The 19452-nt window shown below is 71.7% G+C and carries 20 protein-coding genes and 1 pseudogene; 5 read left to right on the forward strand and 16 right to left on the reverse strand.

Annotation, left to right across the window (positions count from 1 at the left end):
• Nucleotides 1–44: 44 nt before the first annotated feature.
• The 8 genes from K7396_RS03315 to K7396_RS03350 form a co-directional block, all read right to left on the reverse strand.
• On the reverse strand, nt 45–1328 hold the full coding sequence (locus tag K7396_RS03315; protein ID WP_086717727.1) for a cytochrome P450: 1284 nt from the start codon (nt 1326–1328) through the stop codon (nt 45–47).
• Nucleotides 1329–1400: 72 nt separating this feature from the next.
• On the reverse strand, nt 1401–2771 hold the full coding sequence (locus K7396_RS03320; protein ID WP_086717729.1) for a cytochrome P450: 1371 nt from the start codon (nt 2769–2771) through the stop codon (nt 1401–1403).
• Nucleotides 2772–2781: 10 nt separating this feature from the next.
• Nucleotides 2782–3372, reverse strand: a complete 591-nt coding sequence (locus tag K7396_RS03325) for a GTP-binding protein (protein ID WP_086717731.1) — start codon at nt 3370–3372, stop codon at nt 2782–2784.
• Nucleotides 3347–3727 (reverse strand): DUF742 domain-containing protein, encoded by a 381-nt coding sequence (locus K7396_RS03330; protein ID WP_086717732.1) that lies wholly within the window; start codon nt 3725–3727, stop codon nt 3347–3349. Before K7396_RS03330 ends, K7396_RS03325 begins: the two co-directional genes overlap by 26 nt.
• Nucleotides 3724–4137: a roadblock/LC7 domain-containing protein gene (locus tag K7396_RS03335; protein ID WP_086717734.1), complete on the reverse strand. Its 414-nt coding sequence runs from the start codon at nt 4135–4137 to the stop codon at nt 3724–3726. The genes K7396_RS03330 and K7396_RS03335 overlap by 4 nt, the downstream gene beginning before the upstream one ends.
• Nucleotides 4134–5357 (reverse strand): ATP-binding protein, encoded by a 1224-nt coding sequence (locus K7396_RS03340; protein ID WP_086717736.1) that lies wholly within the window; start codon nt 5355–5357, stop codon nt 4134–4136. The genes K7396_RS03335 and K7396_RS03340 overlap by 4 nt, the downstream gene beginning before the upstream one ends.
• A gap of 483 nt (nt 5358–5840) precedes the next feature.
• Nucleotides 5841–6197: a DUF4333 domain-containing protein gene (locus tag K7396_RS03345; protein ID WP_086717738.1), complete on the reverse strand. Its 357-nt coding sequence runs from the start codon at nt 6195–6197 to the stop codon at nt 5841–5843.
• Between the two features lie 145 nt (nt 6198–6342).
• The gene (locus K7396_RS03350; protein ID WP_086717740.1) at nt 6343–7335 is read right to left on the reverse strand and encodes an alpha/beta hydrolase; all 993 of its coding nucleotides are present in this window, start codon (nt 7333–7335) and stop codon (nt 6343–6345) included.
• Nucleotides 7336–7630: 295 nt separating this feature from the next.
• Here K7396_RS03350 and K7396_RS03355 point away from each other — a divergent pair, with 295 nt between their 5' ends.
• Together K7396_RS03355 and K7396_RS03360 are read left to right on the forward strand one after the other, a co-directional pair.
• A complete protein-coding gene (locus tag K7396_RS03355) occupies nt 7631–9676 on the forward strand; it encodes an ATP-binding protein (protein WP_373866864.1) in 2046 nt (681 codons plus the stop codon).
• A gap of 100 nt (nt 9677–9776) precedes the next feature.
• The gene (locus tag K7396_RS03360) at nt 9777–9986 is read left to right on the forward strand and encodes a hypothetical protein (RefSeq protein ID WP_167392750.1); all 210 of its coding nucleotides are present in this window, start codon (nt 9777–9779) and stop codon (nt 9984–9986) included.
• A 30-nt stretch (nt 9987–10016) separates the two neighbouring features.
• Here the strand turns inward: K7396_RS03360 and K7396_RS03365 are convergent, their stop codons facing one another.
• Nucleotides 10017–10667 (reverse strand): DedA family protein, encoded by a 651-nt coding sequence (locus K7396_RS03365; protein ID WP_086717744.1) that lies wholly within the window; start codon nt 10665–10667, stop codon nt 10017–10019.
• Between the two features lie 255 nt (nt 10668–10922).
• On the reverse strand, nt 10923–11378 hold the full coding sequence (locus K7396_RS03370) for a DUF4442 domain-containing protein (RefSeq protein WP_086717747.1): 456 nt from the start codon (nt 11376–11378) through the stop codon (nt 10923–10925).
• A 275-nt stretch (nt 11379–11653) separates the two neighbouring features.
• Here K7396_RS03370 and K7396_RS03375 point away from each other — a divergent pair.
• Nucleotides 11654–12377 (forward strand): annotated as a pseudogene (locus K7396_RS03375) (MFS transporter); the annotation flags it as partial.
• Between the two features lie 87 nt (nt 12378–12464).
• On the opposite strand, the gene K7396_RS03380 reads toward K7396_RS03375, so the two are convergent.
• The 4 genes from K7396_RS03380 to K7396_RS03395 all read right to left on the reverse strand — a co-directional run bounded on the left by K7396_RS03380 (nt 12465) and on the right by K7396_RS03395 (nt 15840).
• Complete coding sequence (locus K7396_RS03380; protein ID WP_086717749.1) at nt 12465–13319, reverse strand: spermidine synthase; 855 nt, start codon at nt 13317–13319, stop codon at nt 12465–12467.
• A gap of 66 nt (nt 13320–13385) precedes the next feature.
• Entirely contained in the window at nt 13386–14231 is an 846-nt protein-coding gene (locus tag K7396_RS03385) for a patatin-like phospholipase family protein (RefSeq protein ID WP_086717751.1), read from the reverse strand.
• A 168-nt stretch (nt 14232–14399) separates the two neighbouring features.
• Nucleotides 14400–15572, reverse strand: coding sequence for an elongation factor Tu (gene tuf, locus K7396_RS03390; protein WP_086717753.1), 1173 nt, complete (start codon nt 15570–15572; stop codon nt 14400–14402).
• Nucleotides 15573–15681: 109 nt separating this feature from the next.
• Nucleotides 15682–15840, reverse strand: a complete 159-nt coding sequence (locus K7396_RS03395) for a hypothetical protein (protein ID WP_167392751.1) — start codon at nt 15838–15840, stop codon at nt 15682–15684.
• A 169-nt stretch (nt 15841–16009) separates the two neighbouring features.
• On the opposite strand from K7396_RS03395, the gene K7396_RS03400 reads away from it, so the two are divergent.
• Entirely contained in the window at nt 16010–16711 is a 702-nt protein-coding gene (locus tag K7396_RS03400) for a TVP38/TMEM64 family protein (RefSeq protein ID WP_086717790.1), read from the forward strand.
• A gap of 200 nt (nt 16712–16911) precedes the next feature.
• Complete coding sequence (locus K7396_RS03405; protein WP_086717755.1) at nt 16912–17784, forward strand: undecaprenyl-diphosphate phosphatase; 873 nt, start codon at nt 16912–16914, stop codon at nt 17782–17784.
• A gap of 55 nt (nt 17785–17839) precedes the next feature.
• Here K7396_RS03405 and K7396_RS03410 read toward each other — a convergent pair whose 3' ends face one another.
• Nucleotides 17840–18235: a hypothetical protein gene (locus K7396_RS03410; RefSeq protein ID WP_223659595.1), complete on the reverse strand. Its 396-nt coding sequence runs from the start codon at nt 18233–18235 to the stop codon at nt 17840–17842.
• A 207-nt stretch (nt 18236–18442) separates the two neighbouring features.
• The gene (locus K7396_RS03415) at nt 18443–19381 is read right to left on the reverse strand and encodes an SDR family oxidoreductase (protein ID WP_086717757.1); all 939 of its coding nucleotides are present in this window, start codon (nt 19379–19381) and stop codon (nt 18443–18445) included.
• Nucleotides 19382–19452 lie beyond the last annotated feature (71 nt).

The raw sequence follows: 19452 nt of genomic DNA on the forward strand, positions 1-19452 counted from the left end.
CTTGTGGTGAAGTTCCGCTGTGCGGGAGACCGGTGCCGGGTACGTCAGACACGGACGACCGGAAGTGTGATCAGGCGGCGGAAGGCCACCCGCGGCTCCCAGCGGGGAGAGCCGCCGATCCGCAGGCCGGGCAGGCGCTCCAGCAACGCGGTGAGCAGGCAGTCGGCCTCCATGCGGGCCAGCGCGTTGCCGAGACAGAAGTGGATTCCCCCGCCGAAGCCGAGATGGGCGGGCCGGCGGCGGATGTCGAAGGTCTCGGGAGCGGCGTAGTGGGCCGGGTCGTGATGGGCGGCTCCGGCCATGAGCTGCACCATCTCGTTCTTGCGGACGGTCACCCCGGCGAGTTCGGTCTCCTCGGGGGCCACCCGGCTGATCATGTGTATCGGGGCGTCGTAGCGGAGCGCCTCGTCGATCGCGTCCGGGAGCTGCTCGGGATGGACACGCAGCCAGTTCAGCTGGCGGGGATGCTCCAGGAGCAGCCTGACGGTGCCGGAGAGCACATGCGACGTCGTCTCCAGCGCCGCCAGGAGCATGAACAGCGCGAGGGAGTACACGGCGCCGTCGGCGGCTTCGCGGTCGGGTTCCTGCGCGTCCCAGACACGGAGCCATGCCGACACCGGGTCGTTCCCGGGTCTCCTTCTGCGTTCCTTCACCAAAGCAGTGAAGTATTCGTGCAATTGTCGGCTCGACTCCTCGGACAGGGCGAGTTGACTCGGCGTCGGGAACAATTCCTGGGTGTACACCTGGTCGTGGGTGAGTGAACGCAGGAATGCGTGATCGGCCCGCGGAATCTGCAGCCATTCGCCGATGGTGATGATGGGGAGTTCTTCACTGACCAATGCGCAGAAATCCGCCGGGCCGTACGCGAGTTCCTCTTCGAAACGGTCGAGCAGCCGATGGGTCGTCCGCTCGACCGACGTCCTCATCCCGGCCAGGGAGTTGCGGTCGAAAACGTTGCCCACCGACCGCCGCACACGGGTGTGGTCCGGCGGATTGAGCATGGGCAGAGTGCCGCCCATCTGGCGTGACGCGCTCGTGTTCCAGCGGGCCGCGTCGTCCTGGCGGGCCCGCCACGCGCTGTCCGGGACCCGCCAGGATCTGCTTCGCAAAAGCTGGTGACACAGCCCGTACGACGTCACCAGGTGGCCGCCCCAGGGCGCCGGAACGACATCCCCCATCGCCCTGAGTTTCGCGTACAACAGCAAGGGATTCGACTGACCATCGGCTGTGCGGAGACGGGAGAAAACCGAAACCACACTGCGCCGGTCGACGGGGGCAGCGGCCAGAGCGGGCTGCAAGGCGACACCTTCTTTCCGAAGATCACTCATTGGTCGCCAACCCTGCATACCCCTACGACTGAACGTTCATGCGACTCCCGAACCCCTGAACTGTCGCGTGCGTCACGCCCGCCACCAGCTGAGGAATCCACTCCACCAGCTGCCTTTCTGGGACGTGCTCTGTTCTTCCCGCGCCCGGGCGTCTCCCCCGCCGGGAGTACCCGCAGATCCGGGCCGGAGACCCCGTCGCTCGCTGCGCACCGGGGTGAAGCGGGCGGGCAGGGCGTTGAGCGCCCGGTGGAACGGGCCGGGCCGCCAGGTCAGTGTGTCCGCGGGAACCCCCAGCTCGATGTCGGGCAGCGCGTTCAGCAGCTTCTCCATCGCCCGTATCGCGATCAGCAGCGCGGGGTCCTTCGCCGGGCAGGCATGCGGCCCGGCGCCCCAGGCCAGGTGGGCCCGCTTGCTGAACGTCTGGCGGCCCGCGGACAGGCTCGGGTCCCCGTTGGCCGCCGCGAAACTGATGAGCACCGGGGTCCCGGCCGCCAGCTTGTTCCCGGCGAGCTCCACGTCGTGTACCGGGTAGTGGGTGGCGTAGTTGGCGATCGGCGGGCTGTTCCAGAGCACCTCGTTGAGGGCGTCCTCGACCAGGACGTCGCCCCCGCCCTGCTGGCCGTCGGCGAACTGCTCGTCGGACAGCAGCAGCCGCAGCGAGTTGGCGATGATGTTCTGCACCGGTTCGGTGCCCGCGCCGATGAGCAGGGCGAGCTGGTGGACCATCTCCTCGTCCGTCAGCCGCGACTGGTGCTGCATCAGCCAGGAGGTGATGTCGTCGCCGGGCGTGCCGCGCTTCAGGGTGACCAGCTCGAACAGGGCGCCCGCCATCGCCTGGTTCGCCCGCTCGACGTCGACACCGTCGAAGAGGTTGGAGATGGCGCTGATCAGCCGGTCGCCGATCTCCGCCGGGCAGCCGAAGAGGTCGTTGAAGACGAGCAGCGGCAGCAGCTGCGCGTAGTCGCCGATCAGGTCGGTCTTGCCCCGGACGCTGAACTGGTCGATGAGGTACTCCGCGACGCGGTCGACGTGCCGGCTCACCCGGTGCATGTCCAGGAGCGCGAAGCTGTCCGTCACCGCCTGGCGCAGCCGCAGGTGCTCGGCACCATCGGAGAACATGCAGTTCGGCCGGTACATCATCATCGGCAGCACGGGGCTGTCCGCCGGGACCTGCCCCTCGTTCAACGCGCGCCAGCGCCGGGAGTCGCGCGCGAAGGTGTCCGGGTTCTGCAGGACGTGGAGCGCGGTGGCGTAGTCCGTGACGAGTTCGGCCTGCACGCCGGGCGCCAGCTCGACGGGCGCGCTGGGACCGTACTGCCGCAGCATGTCGTAGAAGGCGTCGGGCGCGGCGGCGAATTCCGGTCCGTGCAGGGGCACCCTTTCGCCGTCGGCGTGCGCGGGGCAGCCGGGCGGTGGAGCCTGGAATTCCGAGTGGGATTGCATGCCTGAACTCCTAGTTGAGGCGGGACTGGAGATAACGGACGAGGGCGATCAGGGAATCCGCCGAGGAACGCTGGTCCCGTGCGTCACAGGTGACAACAGGCGTCTCAGGAAGGAGGTCCAGTGCTTCCCGGATCTCGTCGAGCGAATGCGTGGGAGTCCCGTCGAAGTGGTTCACCGCGATCGCGTAGGGGATTCCGTAGTGTTCCACCAGGTCCATGACAGGGAAGGACTCGTCGAGCCGCTGGGGGTCCACGAGAACCAGCGCCCCGAGCGCCCCTCGCGTCATGTCCTCCCACACCTGCACGAAACGCTGCTGGCCGGGAGTGCCGAACAGATACAGGACCAGCTTCTCGCTGAGCGTGAGCCGGCCGAAGTCCATGGCGACCGTGGTCGTGGTCTTGTCCGGTGCGCCTTTCGGGTCGTCAATTCCCGCGCCCGCCTGGGTCATGACCTCTTCGGTCCGCAGCGGCGGAATTTCGGACAGCGTCCCGATGAATGTGGTCTTTCCGACGGCGAAGTGTCCGACCACGAGGATCTTCGCCGCGGTCTGCACTGAATTGCGCAGGTACACGCCGTCATCCAAAGCGAGCCTGGAGCCCATGCAGCACCTCCTCAAGGATTTCCCGGTCGACGAGCTGAGCGCTCGGTATGGGTGCGCGGGAATAGAGATGACCCTCCCGCGCGAGATCGGACACCAGAATCTTGACGACACCCACCGGAAGCCGGGTGTGCCCGGCTATCTCGGCGATCGAGAGGAAGCCTCCCGAACACAGCTCCAGCAGGCGGACCTTCTCCGGATCAAGAGGCTTGGTCCGGGGCGGGTCCGCGTGCACGGTGACCAGAGTGATCAGCGAGAATTCGCTGCCGTCAAGAAGATCGCGGCCGTTGGTGATGACGTACGGCCGTACTAACTCCGCTGCTTCGTGTTCCAGCTCCGGCTCGTCATCAGTGGTCATGGCTGAATATCGGCCCTCTCGCGCGGCGGGCTGGTCAGTGCCTTGCCGAGCTGACCGACGAGCTGCTGCATACGGAACGTGATCTCCGCCATGTCGACATCGGGTGACGCCGACACCGCGAGATACGCGCCCTCCCCGGCCGAAATGAGAAATACCCAGCCATGGTCGAACTCCACCAGCGTCTGCCGCCATTGCGGACGGCCGGCGGACCGGCCGCCGTGGCAGAAATCGGCGACCGTACGGCTCAGCGACTGCATTCCGCTCATCGCGGCGGCGACGGTGTCGGCGTGGTCACGGCCGACTTCCTTCGAGCGGGCCATGAGAAGGCCGTCGGCGGAGACGAGAATGGCGTGCTGCGCTTCGGGCAATTCCAGAGCACTGTCAAGCATCCACGACAGATCGTAGTTCACTGAACCTCATGCCCTTCATTGCTTGCATTAGTGGAACGACGGCCGGATTGCGTGCCGCGCTGAAACGCGCCCATGACGGACGCGGTCTGCGCGCTGTCGCGGGCCGGGGATTGGGTGCCCTCGGAATCGGTCGGCACGATGGATATCGCACCGCGGCGGCGGCGCTTGGGCAGACCGCCCGCGGTCGTCTCGGGCGCCGGCTGCCCCGCCGGCGGGGGGCCTGGGTACTGGTGCCCCGCGGCCGGGTACGCGGGGGCGGCGGGGGCCGGAGCCGGACCGCCGGGAGCCGGTTGACCAGGAGGGTTCTCGGGCGGCAACGGAGCGGAAGCGGCCACGGCGGGGCTCTCCTCGGGCTCGTGCAGGGACGTCAGCAGATCGTCGGGGAGCAGCACGACCGCGCGCACGCCGCCGTAGGGAGAGGTGGAGTCCACCGAGACGCTGAAGCCGTAGCGGGCGGCGAGCACACCGATGACGGTGAATCCGAACTGCGGCGGGTTTCCGAGACTGGAGACGCTGGCCGCATTCTCGCTCGACAGCAGCTGGGCGGCCCGCGCCTTCTCCTCCTCGTTCATCCCGACACCGGCGTCGTCGACGACGATGCACACGCCCTTGGGCACCGGGCGGATATTGATCTCGATCATCGTTTCCGGCGCCGAATAGCTGGTGGCGTTGTCCAGCAGTTCGGCGAGCACGAGTGCCACCGGTTCCACGGCGCGGCTCACGATGGCGAAATTGCTCTGCGACCGGATCTCGACGCGCGTGAAATGGCGGATACGGCCCTTCGCGCTGCGCACCACGTCGTAGAGCGAGGCGTTGTGCCGACGCCGGCCGAGCCAGCCGTCGCAGAGCACGGCGATGGACTGGGCGCGCCGCGCGAACTGCGAGTTCATGTGGTCGATGTCGAGCAGATCCTGCAGGATCTTGTGCTCTCCATACGCTTCCTGCAGCTTGGAAATCGCCAGCTGCTGCTCGCTCGCCAGACCCTGCAGCGTCCGCATGGCCGACTTCAGCGTGGTCTTGGTGGCCTCCTCCGCCCGGTCCTTGGCTTCTTCCACGGCCTCCGTGTAGCGGCCTTCAAGATTGGCGTAGTGCTGCTTGAGCTCGGCCTTTTCTTGTCGAAGTTCCGTGATCTTTTTTCGGCCGCGAACAATCGCGGTTGCGGCGACAGGGGTGCCAGCGATCAAACCCCAGAACGCTGGATCCTGGAAGTATTGCGTCATAAGACTCTCTTTGGACGACGGAGCCACCAGGTGGCGCATGTCTGGCCACGACGTGCGGAATCAATCGCGCTTCCGGACATACGTGAACGGCCACACACAGTCGCCTGCCAGAAAGCCATCGAAGGGCCGGCTAATGGCATAGTTCTCCCCGGGGTGGCGGTTTTCATAGGCCAATGCGCGGAATTTCTTTCCCGCCATATCAGGTGACTGACCCGTTGGCAAGTGCGATGATCTTAGCATCACCGCAACACCCTTCGTCCAACGGCGATCTGAACACTGGACAGATCTGAAGGAGATTCAACAAAGCCCTGTTTCGGGGCCATTGGGCGCACGGTGGAGCCCAAGGCAAGCACCTTCGGCTATTCCTGACGGGTCGTTAGCGCGTAACGGTGTGACCTGGGCCACGCGATGGGAAGGGTCTGCCGGCCTCGCGCGTCGCCCGTCCCGACACCGGGCCCCGGCCGTGGCCGCGCCCGCCGCTCGTCAGCGGTGTGGGGCGTCGTGGACGTAGGTGATCTCGCCGCCGCGGACCCGGACGACGCGTACGGTCATGCCGCGGTCGGTCCCCCGCAGGTAGTGCGCCGTGCAATGGGTCCAGGCGCCCTTGACCGCGCGCAGGTCCCTGGCGCAGTCCACCGAGCGCGGCCCCCGGGGGATCACCGGGAGCGACAGATGCCCCGAGATGGACCGGGCGACCTCGTCGCGCGGGACGGTGTCGGTCGTCCCGCGCACCTCGCTGGTCGCGTCCCGGTCCCCCAGCCACTGGCTGCCCGCCGCGAGGCTCCCCGTCAGCAGAGCCGGGCCGGCCAGCGCCAGGCCGGCGACTCGCAGTTTCCGCACGCCTCTCCTTCCCGCGGGCACACCCGTCCGGCACCGGCCGTGCCCACCGGCCGGGTTCACGGACCATTCTCACGGCCGTCGCGGCGTCGGCAACAGGAGGGCGCCGGCCGTGCGACCACCTGGGCGACAGGGCGTCAGAAGGCCGTCAGGCGGACGGCACAGGCCCCTGCATCCGCTCGCTGATCCAGTGCAGCGAGTCGGCCATCCGCTGGATGTAGGTGTGCCCGCTGTGCACACCGTCCGGTATCTCGAAGAGCGTGGAGTGGACAGGACCGCCGGTGTAGTCCCTGATGAAGCGCTTCACGTCGGGCACCGCCGCCTCTTTGCTGCCGAGTTCGAAGGCGAGGTAGACGGACAGGCCGCGCCGGGCCGCCAGCAGCCGTGCCAGGTGGCGCGGGTCGTTGGCGCGCATCTCGGCCGGGTGTCCCTGCCACATCGGCGAATCCGGCGCCGTGTCGGGGCCGTTGACGATGGCCGCCTTGAACTTCCGCGGCTCCTTGAGCACGGCCTTCAGCGCGGCGAACCCGCCGGACGAGGAGCCCATGAAGGCCCAGCCGTCGCGGCTGTCGTACGTACGGAAGTTGGCCCGCGCGAAGTCCGGGACGTCCTCGGTCAGCCAGGTGCCCATCTTCGGCTGCCCCGGGATGTCACTGCCGTCGTAGTACTTCCGGCCGGGATTGAGCACCGGCATCACGACGATGAACGGCAGCGTCTTGCCCTGCCGCGACCACTCGGCGATCCGCTCCTCCAGCGCGAAGGCGTCCCCGGCCCAGTAGTTGAACGGATAGCCGTAGGCACCCGGCAGGGCGATCAGCACCGGGAAGCCGCTCGCGGCGTACTGCGACCGGTGGTACTCCGGCGGCACCCAGGCCCAGATGTCCCCGTTGAAACCGGACTTGCGCCCGTGCCAGGTCGTCCGGACGACCGCGGTGCCGTCCCCGGTGGTGCGGAACGGGGTGAAGGAGGAGCGCGGGCCGCGCGGCGCGGCCACCCGGGGCGCGCCGTTGCGGGCGTCGGCGGCATGCGCGTGCAGCCGCGGCACACCGGAGGCGTTCACGGCGTCCTGGCCGCCGCCGCACCCGGCCAGCAGCCCCAGGGCCACCACACTCACCGCAGCACGGACGCGCAGGCACTTCATCGGGGCGTTCTCCTCGGATACTCGGACCGACCGCGGGCAGCCACGCTGCCACTGCGGCGCCGGTCGAAAGACACCACTTTAAGATCGGCGGAACGGGCCTCGGCGCCGACCCCGGCCACCTGACCTGGCAGTCCGTCGTCCCGGCACGCTCAGGGGGCCGCGCGCCACGTCAAATGCGGCGGCCGCGTTTCCCTCGTTCGATGAGCCCACTCGTTCTTAACCGGTCGGTCGGTTCTGGCAAGGTGGGTTCCCAGTTCGGAAGGGCGCGGCACTGTGCCGTGGTTGGGGATGACCGATGACCGCGTGGGCCGATCACCGGCCTCCGCCCGGCGTAGTGGGGCGGGCCGTTGAGCATGAGCAGGTGTCCGGTCTGCTGAGCGGTTCTCCGCTGGTGACGCTCACCGGGGCCGCCGGGGTGGGCAAGAGCGTGCTGGCCCATGCCGTCCTCGCGGAGCACACCGCCCGGCACGGCGGCACGGTCCTGCGGGTCGGCTGCTGGGACGGCCCGTCCGAGGGCGGTCCGGCCGAGGCGCTGCTGCGGGCGGCGGGGCAGGCGGACGCCGCGTACCGGGACACCGCACGGCCCCTCGCCCGGCAGACGGCCGAACCCGCCGGCACCCCCTCGCGGCCCGGCCGTACGCCTACCACCTCGGCGAGCGCTCCCGCGGGCGGCACGGCCATCGCGGCGCTGGCCGCGTACTGCCGGCGGCAGCGCGCGACCGTTCTGCTCGACGACTGCGACCCGGTACGCGGCGAGTGCGCCCGGCTCGTACGGCGGCTGCTGCGCGCCGATCCGTCGCTGCGCATCGTGGTGACCGCGCGAGGCCCGCTGGGGCTGGCCGAGGAACGGGTCGTCGAACTCGCCCCGCTGGCGGTGACGCTGGGCGAGGGGATCGCCGGACCGGCGGTCGAGCTGCTGGCCGCACGGACCGGAACCGCGGCGCCCGAACTCCTGGTCGCGGTGTGCCAGGCGCTGGAGGGCTCGCCGCTCGCGATCGCGTTGGCCGCGCACCAGTTGGACCGGATGTCCCTGCCGCAGCTGGCGGCGCAGGTGGACTCGGACGGCCCGCTCTTCTACTCGGGTCCCGCGGCCACCGTGCGGCACACCTCGCTGCACGCCGCGCAGGCCGCGGGCTACGCCCTCTGCTCGCCCACCGACCGCCGGGTGTGGGCGAGGCTCTCGGTGCTGCCCGGCGACTTCGACCCCTGGCTCGCCGGATGCGTCTGCGCCGGCGGCGACGTCCCGGCGGCGGCGGTCGACGGCGCGCTGGAACGGCTCCGTACGGTCTCGGTCGTCGAGCGCGTACGGGACGCGGGCGGCATGCACGAGGACACCGGCGCCGCGCTGCCGCCGCGCTTCCGACTGCCGCGCGCCGCCCGGGACTTCGGGCGCGCCCAGCTGCGCGAGGCGGGCGAGGAGTCCGCGGCGCTGCGGCGCTTCCGGCAGGCCTGCGCGGCGCTCGCGGCCGAGGCCCAGATCGCCTGGCAGGGCCCGAACCAGCAGGTGGCCGTGCGGCTGGTGGAGGACGAACAGGCCAATCTCGACGCGGCGCTGACCCGGCCGCCGCAGGACGCGGAGGACGCCCTCGGCGCACTGGAGATCGCGGTGTCCCTGTGGTTCCAGTGGGCCGCGTGCGGCTTCCGCCGCGAGGGGCGGGCCCATCTCGACCGGCTGCTGCTGCTCTGCCGCGAGGACACCGCGCTCCGGGCCAGGGCGCTGTGGCTGGCCGGCTATCTCGCCGCGCAGGAGCAGTCGCCCGCCGCCGCACAGGCCCTGCTCGACGAGGCGTGGACGGCGGCCGTGCTGCACGCGGACACCGACGGACTGGCCCGTATCGCGCACGCGCATGCCGTACGGGAGCTGTACGGCGGGGACACCGCGGCGGCCGTGGCCTGCCTGGAGGAGGCGACCCGGCACCAGGCCAGGGATCCGTGGTTCGGTCCCGGGCCCGCGCACAGCTGGGCGCTGCTCGCCATCGCCCTGGCGCCGCTCGACGCGGAGCGGGCACGGGCGGCGGCGGGCCGCGCCTGGGAGACCCGGCACTCCGACGGCGATTTCTGGCTGTACTCGACGGTCCTCTACGCCCGTGCCCTGACCGAGAGCGCCCACGGGAAGCCGACGGCGGCGCTGCGCGCCTGCCACAAGGCGCTGGAGGCCAAGAAGCTCATCGGCGACCCGCTGTTCATCGCGGGCGTCCGCCACACGCTGGCGGAGCTGCGGCGGACGGTGCGCAAGGGGCCGGCGGCGCCGGACTCCGGGGAGGAGACCCCATGGTGGCAGCGCGGCGGGCCCGGCGTACGGGCGCGGCCGTTCTTCTCACGGCTGCGGGCCGGCTCCTGAGGGCCGGGCCGTCCGCGGCGGGCCGCCGCGGAACACGCTGGGTGACGCGGCGACCGCGTTCGGGATGCGGGAGCGGGGTGCCGGTCGCATGCTGAGAGGCATGAAGCGTGCCCCCGTGATCGTGCATCCGCCCTGCACCGGCGGTCGCCGTGTGTCGCTCCACGGACAGGATCTGGGACGGGCGCTGCGGCCCGGTGATGTGGCCGCGATACTGCGCCGGGCCGGTTTCGGCACCGCGAGTTTCGTCTGGGACGACACCGGGATCTTCGAGTGGCGCGACGGCGGGCCCGATGTCTGGCTGATGACCTGACGTACGGGCCGCGCGGCGGCTCGGCGGGGGTCAGTCGACCGTCGCGGTGACCGGCGCCTGGGCCGCCTCGCGCGCGGCGGCGGCCTTCTTCGCGCGGTACTTCATCAGGAGGAAGGACCCGGCGCCGAACAGCAGGGCGGCGACCAGTCCGAGCCAGGAGAAGCGCTTGAGCCACGACTCGGCGACGATGCCCACGCTGTAGATCAGCGCGGTGGTACCGCCGGCCCAGACGATGCCGCCCAGGACGTTGGCGATCAGGAACTTCCAGTACGGCATCTTCAGCACGCCGGCGAGCGGACCCGCGAAGATGCGCAGCAGCGCGACGAAGCGGCCGAAGAAGACCGCCCACATGCCCCACTTGTCGAACTTCGCCTCGGCCATGGCGACATGGTCCGGGCCGAAGTGCTTGGGGAACTTCCGGCCCGCCCACTGCAGCAGGGGCTGGCCCCCCTTGCGTCCGATCAGATACCCGATGGAGTCACCGAAGATCGCACCCGCGGACGCGCAGGCACCCAGCACGACCGGATTGATGTGGTCCTGGGTCGCCGCGAGGATGGCCGCGCTGACGAGGACGATCTCGCCCGGCAGCGGAATGCCCACGCTCTCCAGACCGATGACCACCCCCACCAGGAGGTAGACGCTCACGGCCGGTACGGTCTCGAGCCACTCCTGGATGTGCAACGCCGCTTCCTCCGCTGATGTAGGGCCCCCGTGGGCCGTGCGCCGGCGGCCATGACAACGGTGCCGGTCGATCCCCTGGCGCGCCTCGGCACGCCCGGGAAGCGTACTCGATGGCGCCGACGGAGGGCCGAATCCGAGTGCGCCGCGCAACACTCGTTCCCGCCGCCCGGTACGGGAGCCGAGCGGCCCCTCGGAAACGGCGGCGGCCCGCCGTGCGGGGCACGACGGGCCGGGGAAACCCCGCTGTGAATCAGCTCACTTGTTGGGGCGCAGGGTCCACACGATGCTCATCTCGCCGGTGACCGCGCCGTCCTCGCGGGTGATGGCGATGTTCACGGGGAACTCCGGGCGCTCGCCGGCGTCGAGCTCGGCGACGACCTCGGCCACCGGCCGGCCCAGCTCCGCGGTGGCGGTGACCGGCCCCATGGCGAGCTTCTTGTAGCCGATCTCGGCGCGCACGGCCAGCGGCACCGCCCGGCCGAGCTGGTCGCCGAAGGCCGCCATCACGATGGCGCCGCTCGCCGACTCGGCGAGGGTGAACATCGCGCCGGCGTGCGGGCCGCCGACGTGGTTGTGGAAGTCGGCCTGGTCGGGCATGCGGACCACGGCGCGTTCGGCGGTGGTCTCGGCGAACTCGAGGTTCAGGGTGCGGGCCATCGGCACGGAGGCCGCCATCATTTCGCCGATCGACGGCAGGGTCTCGGAGGACATGGGCGTCATGTTACCTAGCGGTAGCTTAGGTGTGAAGGGGCGGGCTCGCTCCGGCCGCGGGGCCCTCTCGGACGCCGCGGCCGCACGGCAGCGCCTTTGCGCGGTTATCCCGGTGCGGCCCACGGATCGCCGTGCCTATCGTTGACGTCCATGCGGCCAGGACAACAGCACAGCGAAGACGGCGGGGTGCGGGCCCCGGCACAGCCCGTGCAGCGGGCGGCGGGCGCGCCGGGCCGGAAGCCGTTCGCCGCGGCGCCCTTTGTGCCGGTGTCCTCTTGGTAGTTGCGCCCCGCCCCCCATGGGCGGGGCGCAACTACCTGCTGCTCACCGGCGCCACGGTCATCGCGAACCTCGGCAGCTCCGGCGCGATGATCGCCGCCGCCTTCGCGGTGCTCGCAGCCGGCGGCTCCGCCACCGACGTCGGCCTGGTGGCGGCCGCGCGGACGGTCGCGCTGGTCCTCTTCCTGCTGCTCGGCGGCGCGGTAGCCGACCGGCTGCCCCGGCACCGTGTGATGGTCGCCGCGAACGCCCTCAGCTGTGTCTCCCAGGGCCTCTTCGCGCTGCTCGTCCTGACCGGCGAGCCACGGCTGTGGCAGATGGCCGTGCTGGCGGCCCTCGGCGGCATGGGGCAGGCGTTCTTCGCGCCGGCCTCCGAGGGCATGGTGCTCGCCGGCGTCTCCGGCGAACAGGCGGGGCGCGCCTTCGCCGTGTATCGCGGTCGAGGTCTTCTCGGTGCTGTGGATGGTGGCGCTGCACCAGGAGATCCCCGAGGAGAAGCTCTCCCGGGTCTCCTCCTACGACTGGTTCGGGTCGGTGGCCATGGTCCCGCTCGCCACCGCGCTGGCCGGCCCCGTACAGGACCTCATCGGCCGGCAGACCGCGCTGTGGGGCTGCTCCGCGGTGATCGTGCTGCTGACGGCGGCGGTGCTCTGCGTGCCCGACGTGCGGCGGCTGGCCCGGCGTACCGGTCCGGAGCCGACGGCCGCGGGGGCTCTTCCCCGCCCGGCCGGGGCGGCGCAACCGCACACCGCGGAGGCGGAGTGACCGGTCGTCGCGGCGTGGGTGCGCCGCCGCGGCGGGCCGTGCTCAGCCGACGCTGAACGCCCCGTCGGGCGGCAGGGGGGACGCCACCGCCTCGGCATCGCGTACGGGGACCGCACCGGCGATCAGCCGCCGCAGCGCCGCACCGTGCTCGACGCGGGCCGGGAACGCGTCGCCGGCCGTCCGCCGGGCCAGCGCGGCGATCGGGAGCGGTGCGCGCGAGGCGAGCAGCACGGCGTTGCCGAACCGGCGGCCGCGCAGCACGGAAGGCTCGGCGATCAGCGCGAGGTGCTCGAAGACGGCGGCGAAGTTGGCGAGTTGGCCGCGCAGGAAGCCGAACGGGGCGCCGTCCGCGAGGTTCGCGGCGTAGCAGCCGTCCGGCCGCAGCACCCGGGCCGCGGCCCGTGCGTACTCGACGGAGGTGAGGTGCGCCGGGACCCGTGAGCCGCCGAAGACGTCCGCCACGATGACGTCGGCGCTGCCCTCCGGCGCCGCCTCCAGGGCCGTCCTGGCGTCCTGGGCGTGCACCGTGATCCCGCAGTCGCCGGGCAGCGGCAGGTGCTCCGCCACCAGCGCGAGCAGTCCGCGGTCGGCCTCGACGACGTCCTGCCGGGAGTGCGGGCGGAGGGCGGCGAGGTAGCGCGGCAGGGTCAGCGCCCCGCCGCCCAGGTGCAGCACGTCGAGCGGCCGCCCCGGGGCGGCCGCCTCGTCCAGGACGAAGGCCAGCCGGCGCACGTACTCGAATTCCAGATGGGTGGGCGCGTCGAGGTCCACGTACGACTGGGGTGCGCCGTCCACCGTGAGCAGCCAGGCGCGCGGCCGGTCGACGTCCGGCAGGAGTTTGGCCGTGCCGCAGTCCACGGTCCGGGTGACGGGTATCGGCTCGGGTGCTTCGTCCACCGTCCCATTGTGCCGGTGCGGCCGCGGGCTCCGGACCGGCCGCCGCGGGCCCGTCCGCCGGTCCGGTCAGTCCGACCAGACCTGCCGGATCCGCGCCACGTGGGCGGCCGCCTGCCGGCGCCCCGCGCGGGCCGCGTCCGCGCGCTTGGCGGGGTCCAGGACATTGCGGCCGAACGCCGAGCGGGCCGCGCGGTCGGGGGTGAGCACGCACACCCGGGCGCCCCGGCGGGCCAGTTGCTCCCCCTGCGCCCGGGGACCGGCGATCGGCCCGCCACTGGCCGCCATCGGCGCGACGACCACCACCCGGGCGTATCCGGCGGCCACGTCGGCGTTGGCGCTGGAGTGCACCCCGCCGTCGATCCACCGGGTGCCGTCGATGGTGACCGGCGGATAGATGCCGGGGACCGCGCAGCTCGCGCCCACCGCGTCCAGCAGCGGCACCCCGCTGGTGTCGTCGAAGGCGGTCCGCTCGCCCGTCGCGGCATCCACCGCGGTGACCACCAGCCGGCGGGCCGGCCAGTCCGTCAGGTTCAGGGTCCGGGCGATCACCGTGCGCTGTTCCGCCTCGGTGACGGTACGGGCCCCGAGCGCCAGCTTCCCCATCCGCGCCCCGAACGAGGCCGTGTCACGGGAACGCAGCGCGATGGCCGCGAACCGGGCCAGCGCGGCCGGTCCCATCCGGGTGGCCGAGGCGCTCTTCTCGGGCGCGGCGAGCTGGTGCGCGTACAGCTCCTCCACGGTGTGGTGCCGGGAGGTGAGGTGGGCGCCGACGATCGACCCGGCGGAAGTACCGATGACGACGTCGGCGTCGGCGAGATCGAGACCCGCCTCGGCGAGACCGGCGAGCACCCCGACCTCCCAGCCGATGCCGGTGAGGCCCCCACCGCCCAGGACCAGTGCCGTGCCCGCCATCGGGTCTCCTTCCGTGTCCGGCCGCCGCCCGCCGCCACGGGGCCGGCCGGGGCCTCGTGCCCGTCCGTCCGGGCGTGCAGTCTCGCACCCGGGTGCCCGCCGCGACAGCGGACGGCCGCGCCCGGCACCCCGAGAGGCACCGGACGCGGCCGCGACGGCCCGCGGTTCCTACTCCTCGACGGTGCGGACCGTGCCCGCGCCGACGGTGCGGCCGCCCTCCCGGATGGCGAAGCCCAGGCCCCGCTCCAGCGGCACGTCCCGGCCCAGTTCGACCGACACCGTCACCGTCTCGCCGGGCCGGGCCACACCCCGCTCGCCGAGGTCGAGGTCGCCGACCACGTCCGCGGTGCGGATGTAGAACTGCGGCCGGTAGCCGGTGGACAGCGGCGTCCGGCGGCCGCCCTCCTCGGTGGAGAGCACATACACCTCGGCGGTGAAGCGGCGCCGCGGGGTGACACTGCCCGGCGCGGCGACCACATGCCCGCGGCGCACCTGGTCGCGGTGCAGACCCCGCAGCAGCAGCGCCACGTTGTCACCGGCCTCGGCCGACTCCATGGGCTTGCCGAACGTCTCCAGCCCGGTGACCGTCGTCTCCACCTCCGCGCCGAGCACCGCGACCCGGTCGCCTACCCGCACCGTGCCGCGCTCGACGGCCCCGGTGACGACCGTGCCGCGACCGGTGATGGTCAGCACGTTCTCCACCGGGAGCAGAAACGGCGCGTCGACATACCGCTCGGGCATCGGGACATAGGTGTCCACGGCGTCCAGCAGCGCGTCGATCGCCCCCGTCCAGCGCGGGTCGCCCTCCAGGGCGCGCAACCCCGAGACCCGTACGACGGGCACGTGCTCGCCGTCGTAGCCGTGCGCACCGAGCAGTTCGCGCACCTCCAGCTCCACCAGGTCGGTGAGTTCCGGGTCGCCGGCGTCGGCCTTGTTGAGGGCCACGACGATGTGCCGGACGCCGACCTGCTTGGCGAGCAGCACATGCTCGGCGGTCTGCGGCATGATCCCGTCGAGAGCCGAGACGACCAGGATCGCGCCGTCGAGCTGCGCGGCGCCGGTCACCATGTTCTTGATGAAGTCCGCGTGGCCCGGCATGTCGACATGCGCGTAGTGCCGGGTGCCGGTCTCGTACTCGACGTGCGAGATGTTGATGGTGATGCCGCGGGCGGCCTCCTCCGGGGCCCGGTCGATCCGGTCGAAGGGCACGAACGCCCCGCTCCCCCGGTCGCTGAGGACCTTGGTGATGGCCGCGGTCAGGGTGGTCTTGCCGTGGTCGACGTGGCCCATGGTGCCGATGTTCAGGTGCGGCTTGGTGCGCACGTATGCCGTCTTGGGCATGGTGGTCTTCCTCGCAACAGTGCGGTGAGAACGGCGACTTGGCGCCGTGGGGACCCCGGAAACCGGCCGACCCTCCCCCTGCGGGGTCCGCCGGACGATCCGGAGAGGGTCAGCTTCGTGCGCCGTCGGCCATCGCGGCGGCCGGGACGGCGACCGCGGTGGCGGTGTCTGCGGGAGCGCAGGCGGCGAGGGCCGCGAGGAGATCGACGGCAGCCTTCGGCTCGTCCGCGGCTGCGGACGGGAGCGGGAGGAAGGCGTACCGGAACATGCGCCTTATGGTGCCGGGCCCCCGGCGCGGCGTCGACTGATTTATCCGGCGCCATGTCCGGCGCCCTTTCCGGTACTTCGTCGCGACTGCCGCCCTGATCCACCGCACGGGCAGGCGCCACGGCCGCGGGATGGCGGCTGCCCGCACCCCGGTCGGTTACGCTCCCGGAATGCTCCCGCCCGCCGCGGCGCCCGCCGGCGTCGCCGCCCGCTGCACGCGCGTACTGCTCGCTCCCCGCTCCCGGCTGGTCCTGTTGCTGGCCCTGCTGGCCTGCGGCGCGGCCGTGACGCTGTGGTGGCAGCCGCAGCATCTGCTGACCGACGCCCGGCCCGCCCAGGCGTCCGGCGCCACCGCCCTGGCGGTCTTCGCGCTGGCGTACGGCGCGTGCACCGCCTTCTTCGTTCCGCGCCCGGTCCTCAATCTGGCGGCGGGCGCCCTCTTCGGCAGTCAGGCCGGGCTGGCCACGGCGCTCGCCGGCACGATGCTGGGCGCCGCGCTGACGTTCGGGCTCGGCCGGCTCCTCGGGCAGGACGCCCTGCGCCCGCTGCTGCGCGCCCGCTGGCTGACGGCCGCCGACCGGCAGTTGAGCGAGCACGGCTTCCGCTCGATGGTGGTGATCCGGCTCCTGCCCGGCCTGCCGTTCTGCGCCATGAACTACTGCGCAGCCGTCTCCCGCACGGGCTGGGTCTCCTACCTCGCCGCGACGGCGCTGGGCAGCATCCCGAACACCGCGGCCTACGCCGTGGCCGGCGCACGGGCCTCGACGCCCACCTCACCGGTGTTCCTCCTGGCCATGGGCTTCATCGCGGTCAGCGCGCTGGGGGCGCTGGTGGTGGCGTGGTACAAGCGCAAGGCGCTGCGCGGACGCTGACAGCGGCTCGGGGCCGTTCCCGGCGAGGCCGGCACGAGGCGGGCGAGGACCGTAGCCCGGCGTGGACCCTTTGGCCGCCCGGACACCTTCGAACGTTACGCTGCCCCCTGTCGGCGATGATCCGCATCCGCCGCCACCGTCCCGTTTCTCCCCATCTTGCGCAGGTCAGCGCCTGACCACCCTTGGATTGCGTAGTCTCCATGTCCTGGTTTGAATCCTTCGTCCTCGGACTCGTCCAAGGGCTGACCGAATTCCTCCCGATCTCCTCCAGCGCGCATCTCCGGCTGACCGCGGCGTTCGCCGGCTGGCACGACCCCGGGGCGGCGTTCACCGCCATCACCCAGATCGGCACCGAAGCGGCCGTCATCATCTACTTCCGCGAGGACATCGGGCGGATCATCTCGATGTGGGCCCGCTCCCTCGTCAACCGGGAGCTGCGGCACGATCACGACGCCCAGATGGGCTGGCTGGTGATCGTCGGCTCGATCCCGATCGGCGTGCTGGGCATCACGCTCAAGGACGCCATCGAGGGCCCGTTCCGCGATCTGCGGCTGATCGCCACCACCCTGATCGTCATGGGCGTGGTCCTCGGCATCGCCGACCGGCTGGCCGCCCGCGACGAGACCGGCGGCCGGCACCGGGCCGCCAAGCAGCGCAAGACCCTCACGGACCTCAGCGTCAAGGACGGTCTGCTGTACGGCGTCTGCCAGGCCATGGCGCTCGTCCCCGGCGTCTCGCGCTCCGGCGCCACCATCAGCGGCGGCCTGCTGATGGGCTACACCCGCGAATCCGCCGCCCGCTACTCCTTCCTGCTCGCCATCCCGGCCGTACTGGCCTCCGGCGTCTTCGAGCTCAAGGACGCGGGCGAGGGCCACATCGCCTGGGGCCCCACCGTCTTCGCCACTCTCATCGCCTTCGTCGTCGGCTACGCCGTGATCGCGTGGTTCATGAAGTTCATCTCCCAGAAGTCCTTCATGCCCTTCGTCATCTACCGCATCCTCCTGGGCATAGCCCTGTTCGCCCTGGTGGCGGCGGGCACCCTGTCGCCGCACGCGGGCGAGACGGCGGGCTGAGCGGGCGCCTCCGCCTCTCGGGAAGAGCGGGCGGCGACGGCGGGGCCCGAGGAGGTCAGGGGATCAGTACGCAGTGGTTCTCGATGACCCGGCCGCCGCGATCCAGACCACCGCAGACGGCCAGGCGCGGATACGCCCTGATCTCACGGTTGACGACGAACCGCCACCGTGACACCCCGGCCTTGCTGTTCCGGTAGGGGCCCACGAAGGCACGCAACGTCCCCGGCAGCCCGTCCTTCGTGGTGACGGTGATGTCCTGGACGTAGTCGCGCCCCTGATAGGCGGTGGCCACGCAGATGTAGGTGCCGCACGTGGACTTGACCTCGGCGCTCGCCGGCGCCGCGGTCGCCAGCCCCACGGCACCGACGACGGCGAGCACGACCGCGACCGTCGCCGATCGCCGCCGCGCGCCTGCCACCACGCGAGCCTTCTCCCGGTGTGCGTACCTCACGAGTCCCCCTGACTGCGCCTGCGCCGGCCGACTTGCACCACTACGCACACTGTCGCGGACCCGCCCGGATCCGACAAGTGGCGACGGCATCACGGAGCGCTACGTTCCGCCCGCCGGCGTACGAGCGCCGCACTGCACGAGAACAGAGCCTTCACGAGCCGTCGGCCGCTGGGCGCGCACCCCACTCGGAAAGCAGAGCGGCCGCCGTCAGCGATAGCCCGTGTCATCCGCCGGGAGCCCCCGGTCCTGCACCTCGACGACGTAGCGCCAGCAGTCGGGTTGGGTGCCGTCGGTGTCGGTGAAGCCGTAGAGGGGGGCGAGTTGACCGCTGGAGACGACCGCGCCCGTCCAGCGCGCGACGTCCGGGTCTGCGGCGAGGGCGACCACCGCCCGTGCGACGTAGACCGGGGACTCGGCGATGCAGAAATGCGGCACGGCGGCGGTCGCCTCGCGCCAGTTGTCCTCGGTCACGCCGAAGGCTTCGAGCATCTTCTCCGAGCGCAGCCAGCCGGGCGTCACGGCGACGGCGGCTCCCCCGTGCGGGGCGAGTTCCCGGCTCTGGGCCAGGGTCATCCGCTGCACCGCGGCCTTGACCAGGTCGTAGTAGAACCCCTCGTGGTGGCGGTAGGCGGCGTTGTACTCCGCGGTGCCGTCGGTCATCTCGATCACCAGCCCGCCGGGGCGACGGATGAGCAGCGGCAGCGCGTGGTGGCTGGTGATGGCATGGGTGTCGATGCCCATGCGCAGCATCCGCAGCCCGCCCGGGAGGTCGTGCTCCCAGAGGGTGGTGCCGAACTGGGCGTAGGTGTCGCCGCCGAAGATGTCGTTGACGAGGATGTCGAGGCGGCCGTGGTCGTGGTCGATGCGCTGGACGAGGGCGCGGACCTGATCGCTGTCGAGGTGGTCCACCCGCAGTGCCGTGCCGGTGCCCCCGGCCGCGGTGATCAGTTCACCGGTCTGCTCGATCGTCTCGGGCCGGTTGATCTCCGAGCGGCCCGCGGTGCGGCTGCTGCGCCCGGTGGCGTACACGAAGGCTCCGGCGCGGGCGAGTTCCACCGCGATCGCGCGCCCGGCGCCCCGCGTGGCACCGGCCACCAGCGCGACCTTTCCTTCGAGCACACCGGCCCTTGCCTCTTCCGTCGCCATGGCCCCGGGCTGCTCCCTTCTTCTCGTCCCCGCTCAGGACGTCCGGCGGGGACGCGTCGCCCCGGCGGGGC

The organism is Streptomyces angustmyceticus (assembly GCF_019933235.1).
GTDB classification, from domain to species: domain Bacteria; phylum Actinomycetota; class Actinomycetes; order Streptomycetales; family Streptomycetaceae; genus Streptomyces; species Streptomyces angustmyceticus.

Coding starts and splice junctions, on each gene's coding strand:
- K7396_RS03340 (WP_086717736.1), bottom strand. CDS start 5,357: ATGACGCAATACTTCCAGGATCCAGCGTTCTGGGGTTTGATCGCTGGC.
- K7396_RS03385 (WP_086717751.1), bottom strand. CDS start 14,231: ATGGCGGGCACGGCACTGGTCCTGGGCGGTGGGGGCCTCACCGGCATC.
- K7396_RS03395 (WP_167392751.1), bottom strand. CDS start 15,840: ATGTTCCGGTACGCCTTCCTCCCGCTCCCGTCCGCAGCCGCGGACGAG.
- tuf (WP_086717753.1), bottom strand. CDS start 15,572: ATGCCCAAGACGGCATACGTGCGCACCAAGCCGCACCTGAACATCGGC.
- K7396_RS03315 (WP_086717727.1), bottom strand. CDS start 1,328: ATGAGTGATCTTCGGAAAGAAGGTGTCGCCTTGCAGCCCGCTCTGGCC.
- K7396_RS03325 (WP_086717731.1), bottom strand. CDS start 3,372: ATGGGCTCCAGGCTCGCTTTGGATGACGGCGTGTACCTGCGCAATTCA.
- K7396_RS03370 (WP_086717747.1), bottom strand. CDS start 11,378: ATGTCCTCCGAGACCCTGCCGTCGATCGGCGAAATGATGGCGGCCTCC.
- K7396_RS03405 (WP_086717755.1), top strand. CDS start 16,912: ATGTCCTGGTTTGAATCCTTCGTCCTCGGACTCGTCCAAGGGCTGACC.
- K7396_RS03360 (WP_167392750.1), top strand. CDS start 9,777: ATGAAGCGTGCCCCCGTGATCGTGCATCCGCCCTGCACCGGCGGTCGC.
- K7396_RS03330 (WP_086717732.1), bottom strand. CDS start 3,727: ATGACCACTGATGACGAGCCGGAGCTGGAACACGAAGCAGCGGAGTTA.
- K7396_RS03320 (WP_086717729.1), bottom strand. CDS start 2,771: ATGCAATCCCACTCGGAATTCCAGGCTCCACCGCCCGGCTGCCCCGCG.
- K7396_RS03415 (WP_086717757.1), bottom strand. CDS start 19,381: ATGGCGACGGAAGAGGCAAGGGCCGGTGTGCTCGAAGGAAAGGTCGCG.
- K7396_RS03350 (WP_086717740.1), bottom strand. CDS start 7,335: ATGAAGTGCCTGCGCGTCCGTGCTGCGGTGAGTGTGGTGGCCCTGGGG.
- K7396_RS03400 (WP_086717790.1), top strand. CDS start 16,010: ATGCTCCCGCCCGCCGCGGCGCCCGCCGGCGTCGCCGCCCGCTGCACG.
- K7396_RS03355 (WP_373866864.1), top strand. CDS start 7,631: ATGACCGCGTGGGCCGATCACCGGCCTCCGCCCGGCGTAGTGGGGCGG.